Here is a 15,723-nt window from a genome sequence, read left to right as displayed (position 1 = left end):
TGTATATGTGAATAGCCTAAGTACAAGGCAAAAACCACACAGGCACTTCCCAATATGCTTGAGATGTAGCGTACCCCATCAGATTGGGGAAGCCGTTTCAGGAAAAGGATTGTATATAAGATGAAACCCAGTCCGAAGAAAAAGTACATACCCCGGTGGATGAGTAAAGTCGGAAGGTTCCCAAAACCTACAAAATCAGAATAGGTTAGGGGGATGTTGAAGGCCATATAGTCGAACAGGTAGTAAAACTTATCCTGCAGGTAAAACAACGAAATGGCTACATAGCCCAGCATGACAACAAAGGTGATGGCCTGGTTTTTCAGTAAAGACATCATTAAAAATGAAAGTCCCATAATATAAACCAGGGTTGGGATACTGATCAGTAAAAAGTAATACAGGTAGCTCGCGTAATTAACCTCGACATTTTGGGCGATGAGGTTAAACAGGAGGGTGATGGCTAAGATAATCAGGTTGAGTACCAGGAAAACCCCAAGATTCCCCAATGTTTTTCCAATAACGTATTCGCCATTGGTCATTGGGCGAACATAAATTACATCGGTCGTGTCCAGTTTCTTATCGCGTTTCAGGAAGTCACTAGCCAAAAAGATGGCAATAATAGCCTGCACAACGTTCAGTAAGAGTAGGTTGACATAGGGTATGTTAGCCGGTAAAGCTTTCAACTCCCACATGCCGGTTCCGCCATTAGCCTGAGTTAGTGTGCCGAAATTGAAGAAGGTTAAAACAACGATTGCCAAAATGGAGAAAATCCGAAAAAACCAGCTTCGCAACAGTGTTTTCGTTTCATACTTAGCAATCGAGCCAATATAGTGCAGAGAGATCATCGGTTTTTATTTGTTGTTGTTTATTCAGTTTGCTTAAGGTTTTTCGAAATAACTGTGGAGTCGGCTTAAACAGCACTCCACTGGTTTAGTTGATTTTCCATAAAGTACACGTAAGCATGCTCCAGGTTGGGGGCAATGTTGTGGCCGTAGTACCCGTTAATCTGGTCGGCAACAACTTGTATTTCCCATCCTTCAGGAGTCGGCACAGTGGAAATAACTGGGTATTTTTCGTTAATCTCCATGTACTCGCTTTCGGTCGCTTTAATGAGCCATACCTTGCCGTTTGCCTGGCTTACAATATCATCGGGTGAACCGGTGTAGGCCAGTTCTCCTTTATTTAGCAGAGCCATGCTGGTGCAGGTACTTGAAATATCGCCAACAATGTGAGTTGAAAGAATGATAATCACATCATTGGTTGAAATAGTTGATAAAAGGTTGCGGAAACGGATGCGCTCTTCGGGGTCGAGTCCGGTAGTTGGCTCGTCTACAATAATCACCCGGGGGCTATTAATCAGGGCCTGAGCAATTCCTAATCGTCGTTTCATACCTCCTGAAAGTCGGTTGGCTTGCCGGTCTCGCGCTTCAAACAATCCAACTTCTTCCAACATGCGGTCAACCTGGTCGGCCCTTATTTTGCGGTTTTTTATGCCGGACAAGCGAGCTGCATAGTCCAAAAATTCGTAGGTCTTCAGTTTCGAGAAAAACCGGAAGTCCTGTGGAAGGTACCCCAGCATCTTTCGGATTTCTTTTCGGTCTTTTACCAGGTCCAAACCATCAATGGTTACTTTCCCGGAGCTTGGTTTCATGAGCGTCACCAAAATGCGCATCAGGGTTGACTTGCCGGCTCCGTTGGGGCCTAAAAGTCCGAACATACCATCGTTTATATTCAGGTTAATGTTTTGAATTGCCCTGTTGCCATTTGGGTATATCTTGCTTAGTCCTTCAATGCTGATTTTCATGTCAGATTTATTGTGTAAAATCTATAGGTTGTTTGTTTGTAACTCAATTCTTCAGACTCCTGATTTGCCGGATCGTTTAATTGGACTTACAAAATTTAACAGAAGAAGTGTATATTTTACTATTAATCGACAAAGGGTCGGATTTAGTCGGTAAAAAGCGGGTTCTTTTTTGCTTTGTAAAGCACTGGCTAGCAGTTGTAGACCTAAAATTGGGTTTAAACAAAAAGAAAGCTGCCGCATTAATTTGCCGCAGCCTCTTCTGTTTTTACTGTTTAATTATTTCTTTGAAGAAGGGAGTTACTTTTGGCCTTTATCATTCTTCGTTTTCGTCGACTCTGCATCAACTTGCTTTTTTGCTGGTGTCTTGCGGATAATTTCAATTTTTTCACGGCCACCGCTTAGTTCTTTGCGTTCAAACGAAATGATGTTAGGATCGTTCAGATCAATTAAATTCCGATTTTGCTTATGAATAAAGCGTTTTCCTGGCATCGGGTGTTGTGGCTGAGGCATCCCTGGTCCCATGCCCGGTCTGAAACCCCATGCCTGATCGTTGTCGTGCCTGATAACCCGATGGCGAATTGAATCATTCTTAAATTCGAATTCGCGCATTATTTCACGATCGTCCGGTCTTCTGACCATGTGCATTCGTGGTTGATGTTCTCCGTTGTTGTCGTTAAATTCAAACCGGAATTGCTTCATTCGTTTATGCATCAGGGAGTCTGGAAATTCAGGAGGCATCCCGGGAGGCATTCCTTCTTCTCCATCCCAAAAGAAATCTTCAAAATCACCATCACCAAAGCAGGTCAAACCATCTTTGTTGGTAGTTATAACGGTGTCGATTTTAGTTGTAACACCATCTTCTACTGTTACAATTTTTAGGTGTTTTTTGATGGTGTTGCTGTCTGCTTTCTGATCGGTAGTGGTCTGTGCTATCGTGTTGACTACCGGCAGCATGGCAGCAATCAACAGACCTGTTTTTAATCCCGTTTTCATTGTTTGTGTTTTTGTTTTTGATTCGATGAAACAAAGATAGTGTGGCCTATCCCCAAGACTGAGTTAAAGCCAGCTTAAAATGAGTTAAAGAAAAGTTAAAGTGAAATGAGCTGTAGCATAAAGCTTTATCTTTGAGCTGAAAACACGAAGATTGGACGAATAGATGAATCGAAAGGCCTTTACATTTATTATGGTATTAATGGGATTATCGATCGCCGGAATTATTCTGGTGCAGATCGTTTGGATCAATAATGCCATTGGCGTAAAGAATGATTTGTTCGACCGAAGTGTAAATGAGGCATTAGGACTGGCTGTTCAACGGATGGAGGATCATCGTAATTTTCGAATTTTTGCGAATCCGGATGACAACGATAGTCTTGAGTGGATGCAACAGGAAGCACCTCCGCCACCACCACGACAGTTTCAGCGATTCAGAAACAACAACTTTCCTCAGAGAATTGAGATGGAGTCTCGAACTGATAGTACTCGGATGAAAAGGAGTACTGTCACGATCTCGAGTGATAGCGGGAAGCAGGTTCATGTTAAAACCATTGTTGTACAGGATTCAGCAAAAGCTTTAGCCCCTCGAATCCCTCAATACGATTTCCAAAGAATAGATTCGCTTCAACAAGCCTTGGATACCATGAAAATGTTATCGCCCGGGCTGCATAATCGCATCAAACTGAAGGCGGAAAATTTACAGCGTTTTAAGCATCGTTTTATTCGTGAAATCGCCGAGGTTGAGCATGTTGAATTACCGATGCCGGAGGTTGTCGAAATTGTGAGACGGGAATTGGCAGATAAGGATATTCCAATCCCTTTTGATTTAGGTGTTTCAGAGAATAATATTTTAATTCGCCGTTCAGCGAAAGCCGATAGTCTGGCATTAGTGAATTCGGCTTATGTTGTGCGCTTATATCCTCATGCCATTTTTGACAGGAATGCCCGGCTTCACATTTACTTTCCAACACAGGGGCGTTTCATTTATAAGTCGGTTACCTGGTTGCTGTTGGCGTCACTGATTTTTTCGTTAATCATTCTGCTTACTTTCACAATTAGTATCTTGTATATGTTGAAGCAGAAGAAGATTTCGGAGATGAAAACGGACTTCATCAATAATATGACGCATGAGTTTAAAACACCAATTGCCACAATTTCGCTGGCAGCCGATTCCATTGTTAACGAAAAGGTGATTGGAGTACCGGAGCGCATTGGTTATTTTGTCGATATGATCAAGAAGGAAAATATTCGCATGAACCGACAGGTTGAAGATATATTGACCATTGCCCGATTGGATCAAAAGGATTTTGAATTTAAATGGGAGGCCGTGGACCTTCACCAATTGATTGAACAAGTAAGTGAAAGTGTTCGGCTACAGGTAGATCGGCGAGGGGGTGTGCTAAAGATGAATTTGAGTGCGATGAATCCGATTGTGACTGCTGATCGTACTCATTGCTCAAATCTGATATACAACCTGCTTGATAATGCGAATAAATATTCGCCCGATAAACCTCAAATTGAGATTGCAACGCGCAACAGCGATAAGGGAGTTACGATCTCGGTTACAGATCAAGGAATTGGAATGAGTAAAGCTGTTCTGTCGAAAATATTTGAACGCTTTTATCGTCAAACGAGTGGCAATATTCACAATGTGAAAGGGTTTGGTTTGGGGTTGAGCTACGTTCGTGCTATTGTAGAGGCCAACAAAGGCACGATACAGGTTAGGAGTGAGCTGGGAAAAGGGAGTTGTTTTGAGGTATTTTTACCTTTTGTAATGGATGTATAAGCAAAAAATCAGCGAATGAAAGATCAAAACATACATATTTTCTTGCTTGAAGATGACCTCAGCTTTGGAGCTGTTTTAAAATCCTACCTGGAGTTGAATGACTACCAGGTGACCTGGGTGAATGATGGAAAACATGCTGTTGATCACTTTCGGGATGGAAATTTCCAACTTTGTTTGCTGGATGTGATGTTACCGCATGTTGATGGCTTTACCGTAGGTGCTGAGATCCGAAAGATTGACGCTCATGTGCCTTTTATTTTTTTAACGGCTAAAACCATGAGGGAAGATGTGTTGAAAGGTTATTCGGTCGGTGCCGACGATTATGTGACAAAGCCATTTGATACGGAAGTTTTGATTTGTAAGATTAAAGCCATTCTTAACAGGGGACGCTTGCCGCAGAAAGCGAAATCCGATATTCACGAGATTGGTAGTTACTTGTTTAATGTGCAAAAGCGTAGTATCAGTCGGAACGGACTGGAGCAGAACCTGTCGCCTAAAGAAGCGGAGTTGCTGGCCTTGTTGGTGGAATACCGGAATGACCTTTTGCCAAGGGAGACGGCGCTGAAAAAGATTTGGGGAGACGATGGCTATTTTACGGCCCGGAGTATGGATGTTTATTTATCGAAATTGAGAAAATACCTGGCAGAAGATTCTGCTATCGAGATCAAAAATATCCATAGCAGCGGATTTATTTTACAAATTAATAAGTAGCCCGTTTATTGATTAGTGTATTAGCTGTTTGTTTATCTATAGGTAGAACCTCTTATTACCTTGGGGCTGATTTAAAGTTTAATTTATTGATTGAGAAAAGCTATTTTTTAGCTTAATTATTGTTATTGATTGACCGTCTTGTGATAATTTTATAGATAGAATGAGTTGTAAGCTTATTTCTCGGCAATCTTAATAGCATTTCATGAAGACCAGAAACAGGACCACCATATTTTTTTTCTTCTTATTCTTTTTGACTTTCTGTGGGAATGAAGCCATGGCCTGGGATCCTTTCAAGCTTGGATTGAAGTTGGATTCACTGTTTAATAATCCGAAGCGGTACAACTTTTTGTCTATGCGTTACCATGCCGGCAGGGTATTACAAACAAATGATTTTTTGCGGGGAGAAAATATGAAAGGGATGCCGATCAATTCGTTTAATGCGCTTGCGTTTAGCTTTGGCGTACAAACAGCAGGTCAAAAACAATGGCACCACATTCTTAATTTCCCGTACTATGGGGTTTCTTTCTACAATGCCGATTTTTTCAATTCTGAGGAATTAGGTTATCCAACTGCTTTGTATGGTTTTATGGGGTTCCCGCTAAAACGCACATTGCGTTCCTCCTTTGGCTACGAACTTGGGTTTGGCTTGACTTATAACTGGAAAGCATACGACCCGTACCGAAACCCGTTTAATATTGCAATTGGATCGCACCGGACGGTTTATATCGATGCGGCATTGTATTACAGCTACGATCTCACAAAGCGCTGGCAGCTGAAAACGGGAGTGAGCTTTACGCATTTTTCGAATGGTGCAACTAAGAAGCCAAATAGTGGGATTAATTTGCTGTCGCCTTTTGTTGAGGTCAATTATAGTTTGCACGATCGTCCTGTACTGATTCGGGAGCCGCAGCCCGCATACTCCAAAAGCTATGAGCTCGCCTTTCATATTGGTGCTGGAGAAAAACAGGAAGTTTACCGCAATCCGCAAGACGACGAGTTGAAAAGAGTTGGAAATTTTTCGATAATGAACCTCTCCGCGGCCTTTTTAAAGCAGCCGAGTTGGAAACATAAGTTTGGAGCCGGTGTCGACTTGACCTACGATACGCAGGGCAATGTGAAAATTGATTACGATAGCGCAGGAATTCCCATTGTCATGAAGTCACCGGATCTGGTTGACAAATTGAAGTTGGGAATATTTGGAACCTATGAATTTTGTATCGCCCGCTTGTCCATTGTTTCTGCTGTCGGTTTCTATGCCCTTCGGAATAAATTTGAGACCGAGCCACCGGTGATCTACGAAAAGTTTGGGCTGAAATATCATTTCAAAAACGATATGTATATAGGCTTACTCGTGCGAGCTTACAGTTTTACCGTAGCCGACGTGCTTGAGTGGAATATTGGCTATCGCTTGCGATGGGATAAAAAGGGTTGATTGAACTAGGGCTGATAAGCCGAGTAGTTCAGAATCTTTTTACAATCCTTTTCCTCCATCAGTTCCGGCAGTGTGATGTTGGGATTTTTTTTCATGTAGGCTTTAACAATTTGCCATCCCAGCCAGCAACCTGTTCTTCCGGGCGACTCAGCTGTGAAACTCGAAGTATAGGGCGATTCGTCGGTGTATCTTTTAATATCCATGCGTTCGTTCGAAAATAGCATTTTATACTCCGCCAGGTATGTCCACATGGCGTTTTCGCGATCTATGCAGAAGTCAAGTTGTTTTTGGGTATATCCAATTTTTAAGCTGTCGGGCGTGTCGGGCAAGGTGGCGTCCAAAAGATAAAGAAGTTTACCTTCATAAATCATGCGGTCGATCAGTTGCGAGCCATAGCCATCGAAGGGAAATTTGGTCATGCACCAGGCATACATGGCTTCGGGAACAATTCTGCCGGGGGTCATATTCTGCTGCTGGTAACGGGGAATACCCAACCGGGGATAGTAGTCACAATCGCTTCCGAGGTATTTATCCAGTCCAATGCCCATCAGGCTGTCAGTCATGACGATGGATTGATTGAAGCCGCTAATGCACGTAAATACTTCAGGAACAGTTTTGTCGGGAAAATAGTAGGCGAAATACCGGAATGCTTCAGCTAATTCGTTACGGACTTTTTCGCGGTCGATGGTTTGATCAACTTTCGACTTCACCTCAAGCATGACTGTATCGTTTACAAAAGTGCGTAGGATATTGGCAAAGTCTGAATCTTCGGGGAAGCCGATTTTAATTACTTCACTACTGAAGAGTGGTAAAATTGAAGGGTATTCTTGCTCTAGCTTCGGTAAGCCATCTTTCAAATCACCTCGTATGGCAAATAAATCGGTTCCAAACTGGTGAAACTTAAAATCGATATGGGTTTTTGACAGGTCAACTTTAAACGGATTTCGCTGACACGAAACGAGAGCAAGTATACTGCAAATAAAAAGGAAGAATAGCTTTTTCATATATCCTCAGTTTTCAACTTTGTCAAGTTTGACGGCAAAAGCAGAGATTAAGCAAGGCTTCTTTCTCAACTGTGTTTTGCCCGATTTATTTTGGCGATGATATATAAAATTGGCTATTCTGGCAAAATTGTGAAACGAAATTCGAAAATTGCGATTTAATTAACAGAGTCAAGTAGTTCCCACAGCTCGCTTTTCACTAACTCGCGGGATTGGTTGGTGGCATTAAAAATGTCGCTCATTTTTTCTTTGGGGTGGGCAACTTGTATCGCTTTACTGTAGTTGGCTTGACCAATTTGAGCGAAATCAGTAAAATCATTTACGGTCAGGTATTGGTAACTCATACCATAACCTGAAGGATATACCCGTCCCCAAAGTGACCAGCCTGTCCGTGAACCTTCTTTCATGAATTCCTCGTGAATTGGTTTCCAAATTTTGTCTTCGACATTCAGGTATTCCTCGTCGTGTCCTTGGGCAACTTTCATGTAATCAACTTCCAGAAATTTCGGTTGAGGAACGTCCTTGGGCGTTTCCAGAAAATCCCGCCGAACTAATAAATTACGGATAACTAAATCCCTACTTTCTTCGGTTTCCATCTGCACCTTTTCAACATCTTTATCAGGGTGAACAGTTAATGGATCAACAGTCCAAGGGTTTTCAAGTTTTTCCGGGTTATTGAATATGGTGACAGTTGCGTAATTATACATGTCGTTCGATGCGGTATACCGGATGTGATACAACTGCCAGGCCAGAATTTCACCATTTTTAATTCGCTCGGCATGCACAGGCTTCCAGAAATTGCGTTCCAGTTCAACATAGTTCCATTCTTTGCCGGGTTTTGTTTTCATATATTCAACAATAACATACAAATTGTCTTGAGCCAGGGAAATAAGAGGGGAAAATGTGAGAAGAAAAGCGAATAGAAGAGGAAGCTTCTTTCGAAGGGAAACAGAACGTGTTTTTGTTTTCATGATGATATTGTTTTGGATTACTGTTTTGTTCTATACGGTTTGCAGCTTATTATGTTGGAATAAAACAGATGAAAACATCCGAATATAACAAGGTTTTTATAGCCCTTATTGGCGGTGTTTGCGTGAAGCGTTAAGCTAAAAAAGCAGTCGGAGATTGTGATTCTTAAAATAATATTCGAGATTTGTGCAAAGCGGTTCAAATAAATCATTCATTTGGATCGTTTCAAAAAACAGGAACATAATCCATGCTCATAAATAATGTCATGAAAAGAATTTTCAGCCTTTTAGCCTTTATTTTGATTTGTGCAGTGAGTTTTGCCCAAAGTCCTTTTCAACTTTCATTTACTGCAAGCCCCTCGGTAAGCTGGATGTCCCCGGAAGGGCAGGGTGTTGAAAGTAATAAGTCGAAAATGGGATACGAGTTTGGTGTTAACGGTGATTTTTATTTTGATGAAGCCATGCGTTATGCCTTTGCAACCGGTTTAGTGATCTGCCAGACCGGAGGTGAGCTGACTTACAATGTGGATAGTGAAACTTTCAATTTTGCCGGGCAGGATTTCAACCAGGGAACCAGTATTCGCTATCGGTTACAATATATTGAAATTCCTTATGCGCTCAAGATGAGGACAAAACAGTTTTATCGCTGGAGTTACTGGGGATTATTTGGGCTTTCGAGCGCGATCAGCATCTCAGCCAAAGCTGATTCAAGTGACAAACAATTGGATAAGAATGATATTGGCGACGAAGTTAAATTGTTTAATACATCGCTGAATGTTGGTATTGGTGGTGAGTATGACTTGGGAGAGCGGAATTCCCTGGTTTTGGGAGTGATCTACAAGGATGGTTTAATGGATGTTACCAAAAATTCGTTAGGCGGAAAAACGACTGTAAATTCACTTACCTTTAAATTAAGCCTGCTTTTCTGATATTTCGGGCGCTTGTTTTTCGATTTCATTTATTTTTGCACTCAATATAAGTCACATTTTAGGTGGACTACGTCGTGTTGTGTGTTTTCGATTTGCAACTTCATGCAGGATGTTCACCGCTATTTATTTTGAAAATTAAAGAAAATGAAAATTGCGCTTGCTCAATTAAATTACCATATCGCGAACTTCGAGAGTAATTCTGAAAAAATACTGGACGCTATTGCCTCGGCAAAAGAGGAAGGAGCTGAATTGGTTGTATTTTCCGAACTCGCTGTATGCGGTTACTATCCGCATGATTTATTGGAGCGAAAAGAGTTTATTGAAAAAGCCATTGACTATATTGAAAAAATCGCCAAGGCTTGTGTTGGTATAGCCGCTGTGGTTGGTGGACCAAGTATTAACGAAGGAAGTCGGGGAAAGAAACTGTTCAATTCGGCCTATTTCCTGAATGACGGTAAAGTTCAGGCGATTCGGAATAAATCGTCTCTGCCAACCTACGATATTTTTGATGAGTATCGTCATTTTGAACCCAACCGGGAATTCGAACTGGTTGAATTTAAAGGCAAAAAACTTGCTTTGACTATCTGCGAGGATTTGTGGGATGAGCAACCAACACAAAACGAATTTGGGCGGGATAAACTTTACCAGCGTAACCCAATGGCAGAATTGAGTAAGCTTAATCCGGACCTGATAATTAACTTGTCGGCCTCGCCGTTCTCCTACAACCAGGAAAGCTGGCGGAAAGATATTTTGGTGAAAAATGCCCTGAAATATCAATTACCGATTGCCTATGTAAATCAGACCGGAGCTCATACCGAGCTAATCTTTGACGGCGGTTCATGCTTTGTTAACGCTGATGGTTCTATTCCGGTGGAAATGGCTTATTTTAAAGAAGACTTTTGTATTGTAGATACCGAGAATCCGGTTGAGCAAAAACAGGAAGAACACGATTATATTGGAAAAATTCATCAGGCATTAATTCTGGGAATTCGCGATTATTTCAAAAAAATGAATTTTCAGGATGTGGTGTTGGGACTGTCCGGAGGAATTGATTCGGCGGTTGTTTGTGCCCTGGCTGCCGAAGCATTGGGAGGTCAGAATGTACGCGGTATCCTGATGCCATCGCGTTTTTCGTCGGATCACAGTGTGGCAGATGCGATTCAATTGGCTGATAATTTAGGTGTGCGTTACGATATTATTGGTATTCAAAGTATGGTGGATGACTTTGAAAAAGAGTTGAATCAGGTTTTCGAAGGATTGCCTACGGGAGTTGCCGAAGAAAATGTGCAGGCCCGAACAAGGGGGATCTTGGTAATGGCTGTATCCAATAAATTCGGAAACATTTTGCTGAATACCACAAATAAGAGTGAATGTGCAGTTGGTTACGGAACTTTGTATGGCGATATGAACGGTGGTTTGGCTGTTTTAGGCGACGTTTATAAAACGGATGTCTATAAGTTGGCCCGCTACATTAATCGCAATGAGGAAGTGATTCCGGAAAACAGTATCGTAAAACCCCCATCAGCGGAATTACGACCGGACCAAAAAGATACCGACTCCTTACCCGACTATGATATTTTAGATGGAATACTTTTCCGTTATATCGAAATGAACCAATCACCCGATGAAATCATAAGTCAGGGTTTTAATCGCGATACGGTACTAAAAACAGTACGTATGGTCAACCAAAATGAGTATAAAAGGTTTCAGTCTCCCCCGATTTTGAGGGTTAGTTCAAAAGCTTTTGGTTTTGGGCGTAAAATGCCCCTGGTGGCAAAATATAGTTAAAGAATATTCCCGCTTACTCAGCGTTTTTATTTTTCAAGACAGCAGTCGGTTAGCAGGGTGATTTTACCACTCCTAAAATTTCGTATTTCACAAATTTCATTAACTTTGATGCTGTAAAACATGTAAATTGGAACCTATGCTGAGTCAAGAACAGGGAGTCAAAGAAATATTTGAAAATCCTAAGTCCGTTTTCAGTTTATTGAGCCCCCAAGAGAAAGAAGACCTAATCAAACACAGTTCTATTGAATTTTTTAAAAAAAATGAATTTATCTACAAAGAGGGCGATATGCCATCGGCCTTTATGTTCTTGATAGATGGGAAAATTAAAATATTTAAAGAAGGTGTTGGAGGGCGCGAGCAAATTATTCGCATGACCAAGCCATTGGGCTATGTTGGTTATCGTGCCCTGATCGCAGAAGAAATTCACAATGCTTCTGCTGTAACCCTGGACGATTCGTCAGTCTTGGTCGTTAAGACCGAGTACTTCTTAAGCAAGCTGCTTCGTAATCCCGATTTTTCATTTCGACTGATTCAAAAGTTGGCCCGGGAACTGGGATTTTCAAATTCCAGAACTGTTACATTAACCCAAAAACATATTCGTGGACGATTAGCCGAATCTTTGCTTTTATTGAAAGAGAAGTATGGCTTCGAACACGATGGGGTATCGCTTAGAGCGTATCTTTCGAGAGAGGACATTGCTAACTTGTCAAATATGACGACTTCGAATGCTATTCGTACGTTGTCGAACTTTTCAAGTGAGAAAGTGATTGCAATCGATGGACGAAAGATCAAGATTCTCGATCTTCAGAAATTAGAGCGGATAAGTAAATTAGGATAAAAAAGAAAATCCCGTCAGAACGACGGGATTTTTTATTTCTTGTTGTTTCCAGCTTAGATTTGTTCCCAGCCCTGCCGGTAGGTGTGTCTAATCCATTCAGCAGCCATTGTCATGGCCTGAAATTCCCGATATTCATCATTAAACTGAGGAGAGCCATCTTCCATTGAGAAATTAGATTTGCTTAAAATCTTTAAGCGATCGTTAGGAGAAATGTTGGTGAATTGCATGTTGTTCCCATCCCATCGTAGTTTTCGATTTAAACTTTGCAAGCGAACAGCTAAAACCCCAAGCATAACCATCTCGTTTAGCGGGCCGGCATAACCGAATTCTGACGATGCTTCAACCCGGTTTCCCTTGCTCTCTTTGCAAGCCCTTAGCCAGTCTTGTTCGTGGCCGCCTTCCATGGCATTGGGAATTCGTCTGATTTGTTTTGGCGGAGCCTGAAAATGGGCCATCTCACTTGTTGGAAGTAACTGTGGATTTAAGCCGTAAGTACCGCACATGATTTTTCCTTTGGTTCCGTAAAAAATACATCCGCCACCTTCATCTCCCATTTGCTCTCCGTCTTTCAGTTCTTCCGGACGATCAGGTCGCAAGCCACCATCGTACCAATTCACAACGACGCGTGGCATGGCAACTTTGGGGAGGTTATCGCGAGCAGGAAATTCCCAGCTAATCTTTTCTGCATCCGGTGCTGAGTCTGTTGTGAATTTGGTTGAACTGGCCTGAATTGTTTCCGGATATTGTAGCTTTAAGGCTTTAAATGCCGGATCAAGGATATGGCAAGCCATATCACCGAGGGCACCTGTTCCGAAATCCCACCATCCGCGCCAGTTCCAGGGGTGATATATCTCGTTGTAAGGACGCATTGTTGCCGGTCCAACGAACAAATCCCAGTCTAAAGTTCTTGGTACGCGCATTCCTTTTTCGGGGCGGCTCAACCCTTGTGGCCAAATAGGGCGGTTAGTCCAGGCATCGACTTTCGTAATCTCCCCAATTTTCCCAGCCCAAATCCATTCGCAAATATCGCGGATTCCATCAGCCGAATTGCCTTGGTTCCCCATTTGCGTTGCTACGCCGTAGCGTTTAGCTGTTTCAGCCAATACGCGCGACTCGTAAACCGAATGGGCCAAGGGTTTCTGGAGATATACATGTAAGCCCTGACGCATGGCTAAGTAAGCAGGTAGGGCGTGGGTATGGTCGGGAGTTGCAATAACTACGGCATCAATGTCTTTCTGATTTTCCAGCATCACCCTGAAATCTTTGTAGCGGCTGGCCAGAGGCCATTCACGAAACGAGTTTCGGGTGGCATATTCTTCATCCACATCGCAGAGTGCAACAATGTTTTCATTTTCCATGTATTTCAGGTTGCGGTAGCCCATTCCGCCAACGCCGATTCCGGCAATATTAAGCTTGTCGCTTGGGGCACGGTGTCCCAGGCCTGCAACTACATGACTTGGTAAAATGGTTAAGCCGGCTAAACTACCGGTAACGGTACCAATAAATGATCGGCGATTGATCGTGGATTTTTCGGGTTTCATTTGTTGTGTTTGAGGTGTTGCGCAGGGCAATTTAATAAGAAAAGAGCATCTCCGAAAGAATAACTTGCATAAGCTGGTCCGTTTTGATACTTGACGGACAGGATGAGAAGAGAAAACCGAAGACCAGTTTTGGTTACCCTAATTTTCGGTTTTCTAAATCGTTCTAGATATACAGACAGTAATAAGCAACTTGTTGAGTGGCTTTTACTTTAAAGCGAACATCTTTCTCAACACGGAAGGTCTCTCCGGTCTCGAAAGTTTTCCATTCTGTTTCTCCCGGTAATTGAACGATTAAGCTTCCGCTGGTGATCGTCATCAACTCAATTGTGGCTGTGCCGAATTCATATTCACCGGCTTCCATGACGCCAATTGTGGCTGTGCCTTCTTCATTCTCAAGTGCAATTGACTTTACCGCACCTTCGAAATACTCGTTTACTTTCAACATACGTTCTGTGTTTTTAGAGAATTTATTTGAGAGCTTAAAAATAGCAGAATTGAATTTATCTTTTTCGATTGGTGAGCAAAAACAGGCGGTGAAAATCATTCTTGTTACCGATATAGCTTTTCTCTATTCTGCTTCAAAAAAATCAATTTGACTGGTGTGGTTGAATGCCCTACATTTGTTAACAGAAACATGAAACAATAGACAACGATTCAGAAAACGAAAACATTTTTTCAGAGGTTTATTTTTGAGGCAACATTTTAATTAATAGCTTTCTTATTCATAAAAGGGAACCGAATACCGATCGGTTCCCTTTTTAGTTTTATAGAAATAAAAAAGAGGAGCAATGCCCCTCTTTCGTTAAAAGTGTTACTCCTATTTGTTAAGGAACCTAGTAAGAGGTTCCTCCCTCAAAATCCATTTCGTTGGTGCCATCTCCTTCAGATTGCTTGTTTGCTTTGTAGTTATTCAGTTTAAAACTAAGTGTGAGCTGAACCACGCGAGGTTCGTGTTTGAATTTAAATGTTGAGTAGAAATTGCTTCCGCTGTTTGTTCCTTTCCAACCTCCTGAACCGAAAATGTCCTGGACGCTCAGGGTCGCTGTTAACTTGCGATCCAGAAATTCCTGGCGATAGGATACGTTGGAATAGAATGATCCTTTGCGGTCACCCTGAGCTGATACTGAAGGACCGCGGTACATTCCCATGACTTGCATACGGCTGGTTGTCGAAAATTTAACGGTAGCATTTACACGTCCGTCGGTATTTGTGCTGGATCGATCGATATATTCACCCAAAACTTCTCCCTGAAGCTTGTAATTGTACATAGAAACACTGGAATTCAGTAGTAACCATTTGGTAAGGTTCAGATTTAGCATTAACTCGGCTCCAGTCGATTTATCCTGACTAACGTTTGTGCTGGTCATGACGTACATTCCATCGTCGCGGACTTCCGTAATCCGGGAAATAACATTGCTTGTTTCACGGTGAAAAGCATCTAATGAGATAAAGGAAGTACCAAAGCGTTGCATCAAACTCATATCATACGAGTTGGTATATTCCGGTTTCAGATCCGGATTTCCCTTACGGATAGTCGTTTGGTTCATAAATGTTTCAAACGGATCCAAATCCCAACCTCTCGGGCGGTTAATCCGACGGCTGTAGCTGGCCATCAACTGTGTATTCGTTAATAAGTCGTATGAAGCATGCATGGATGGAAACCAGTCAATACGATTAATTTTGTAGGTCTGGTTACTGGCAGTGTGGGTAATTTCTCGATTGGTATATTCGCCGCGTAAACCGGCCATCAATTCAATTTTATCAAATTTATTGGAGTAGGTTGAATAAAGCGCATGGATATCGCGCTTGAAATCCATCCTGCTCGAATAGTTCGGATCGTTGATCCAGCTTTGGCTTTCGGAATCGAAATTTTCAAACAGGTAATCTTCTGTTTCGCGTCGCATGCGACTTTGCAAGCCGGCTTCCAGTTTCCCG

Annotated in this window: 14 protein-coding genes; 6 read left to right on the top strand and 8 right to left on the bottom strand. The window is 42.1% G+C overall.

What is annotated here, in order from left to right; all coding sequences use genetic code 11:
* The 3 genes from AC37HE_RS03445 to AC37HE_RS03435 all read right to left on the bottom strand — a co-directional run.
* Window positions 1-842 (bottom strand): ABC transporter permease (locus AC37HE_RS03445; RefSeq protein WP_500781387.1); only part of this gene is annotated, 842 nt, incomplete at its 3' end.
* Between the two features lie 65 nt (window positions 843-907).
* Complete coding sequence (locus AC37HE_RS03440; protein WP_500781386.1) at window positions 908-1,801, bottom strand: ABC transporter ATP-binding protein; 894 nt, start codon at window positions 1,799-1,801, stop codon at window positions 908-910.
* A gap of 297 nt (window positions 1,802-2,098) precedes the next feature.
* Window positions 2,099-2,794: a hypothetical protein gene (locus AC37HE_RS03435; RefSeq protein ID WP_500781385.1), complete on the bottom strand. Its 696-nt coding sequence runs from the start codon at window positions 2,792-2,794 to the stop codon at window positions 2,099-2,101.
* Between the two features lie 163 nt (window positions 2,795-2,957).
* Between AC37HE_RS03435 and AC37HE_RS03430 the strand changes: the two genes are divergently transcribed.
* The 3 genes from AC37HE_RS03430 to AC37HE_RS03420 all read left to right on the top strand — a co-directional run bounded on the left by AC37HE_RS03430 (window position 2,958) and on the right by AC37HE_RS03420 (window position 6,723).
* Window positions 2,958-4,580 (top strand): sensor histidine kinase, encoded by a 1,623-nt coding sequence (locus tag AC37HE_RS03430; RefSeq protein ID WP_500781384.1) that lies wholly within the window; start codon window positions 2,958-2,960, stop codon window positions 4,578-4,580.
* Between the two features lie 15 nt (window positions 4,581-4,595).
* Window positions 4,596-5,291 carry a response regulator transcription factor gene (locus AC37HE_RS03425; RefSeq protein ID WP_500781383.1) on the top strand — a complete coding sequence of 232 codons (696 nt, stop codon included), beginning with the start codon at window positions 4,596-4,598 and terminating at the stop codon, window positions 5,289-5,291.
* Window positions 5,292-5,493: 202 nt separating this feature from the next.
* On the top strand, window positions 5,494-6,723 hold the full coding sequence (locus tag AC37HE_RS03420; RefSeq protein WP_500781382.1) for an acyloxyacyl hydrolase: 1,230 nt from the start codon (window positions 5,494-5,496) through the stop codon (window positions 6,721-6,723).
* A 5-nt stretch (window positions 6,724-6,728) separates the two neighbouring features.
* On the opposite strand, the gene gldB is transcribed toward AC37HE_RS03420, so the two are convergent.
* Together gldB and AC37HE_RS03410 are read right to left on the bottom strand one after the other, a co-directional pair.
* Window positions 6,729-7,727 carry a gliding motility lipoprotein GldB gene (gene gldB / locus AC37HE_RS03415; RefSeq protein WP_500781381.1) on the bottom strand — a complete coding sequence of 333 codons (999 nt, stop codon included), beginning with the start codon at window positions 7,725-7,727 and terminating at the stop codon, window positions 6,729-6,731.
* A 155-nt stretch (window positions 7,728-7,882) separates the two neighbouring features.
* Window positions 7,883-8,572, bottom strand: a complete 690-nt coding sequence (locus AC37HE_RS03410; protein WP_500781380.1) for a hypothetical protein — start codon at window positions 8,570-8,572, stop codon at window positions 7,883-7,885.
* 386 nt (window positions 8,573-8,958) lie between these two features.
* Here AC37HE_RS03410 and AC37HE_RS03405 point away from each other — a divergent pair, with 386 nt between their 5' ends.
* The 3 genes from AC37HE_RS03405 to AC37HE_RS03395 all read left to right on the top strand — a co-directional run bounded on the left by AC37HE_RS03405 (window position 8,959) and on the right by AC37HE_RS03395 (window position 12,247).
* Complete coding sequence (locus AC37HE_RS03405; protein WP_500781379.1) at window positions 8,959-9,621, top strand: porin family protein; 663 nt, start codon at window positions 8,959-8,961, stop codon at window positions 9,619-9,621.
* A 144-nt stretch (window positions 9,622-9,765) separates the two neighbouring features.
* A complete protein-coding gene (locus AC37HE_RS03400) occupies window positions 9,766-11,409 on the top strand; it encodes an NAD+ synthase (RefSeq protein ID WP_500781378.1) in 1,644 nt (547 codons plus the stop codon).
* Between the two features lie 136 nt (window positions 11,410-11,545).
* Window positions 11,546-12,247 carry a Crp/Fnr family transcriptional regulator gene (locus AC37HE_RS03395; RefSeq protein ID WP_500781377.1) on the top strand — a complete coding sequence of 234 codons (702 nt, stop codon included), beginning with the start codon at window positions 11,546-11,548 and terminating at the stop codon, window positions 12,245-12,247.
* Between the two features lie 53 nt (window positions 12,248-12,300).
* Here the strand turns inward: AC37HE_RS03395 and AC37HE_RS03390 are convergent, their stop codons facing one another.
* The 3 genes from AC37HE_RS03390 to AC37HE_RS03380 form a co-directional block, all read right to left on the bottom strand.
* Window positions 12,301-13,788 (bottom strand): glycoside 3-dehydrogenase, encoded by a 1,488-nt coding sequence (locus AC37HE_RS03390; RefSeq protein ID WP_500781376.1) that lies wholly within the window; start codon window positions 13,786-13,788, stop codon window positions 12,301-12,303.
* 163 nt (window positions 13,789-13,951) lie between these two features.
* Complete coding sequence (gene ppnP / locus AC37HE_RS03385; protein ID WP_500781375.1) at window positions 13,952-14,233, bottom strand: pyrimidine/purine nucleoside phosphorylase; 282 nt, start codon at window positions 14,231-14,233, stop codon at window positions 13,952-13,954.
* Between the two features lie 388 nt (window positions 14,234-14,621).
* A partial coding sequence (locus tag AC37HE_RS03380) for an outer membrane beta-barrel family protein (protein WP_500781374.1) occupies window positions 14,622-15,723 on the bottom strand: 1,102 nt, incomplete at its 5' end.

Source organism: Mangrovibacterium sp. (assembly GCF_059905295.1).
Note: the sequence above shows the minus strand (reverse complement) of the source record. Positions and strands in the feature narration are given on the sequence as shown.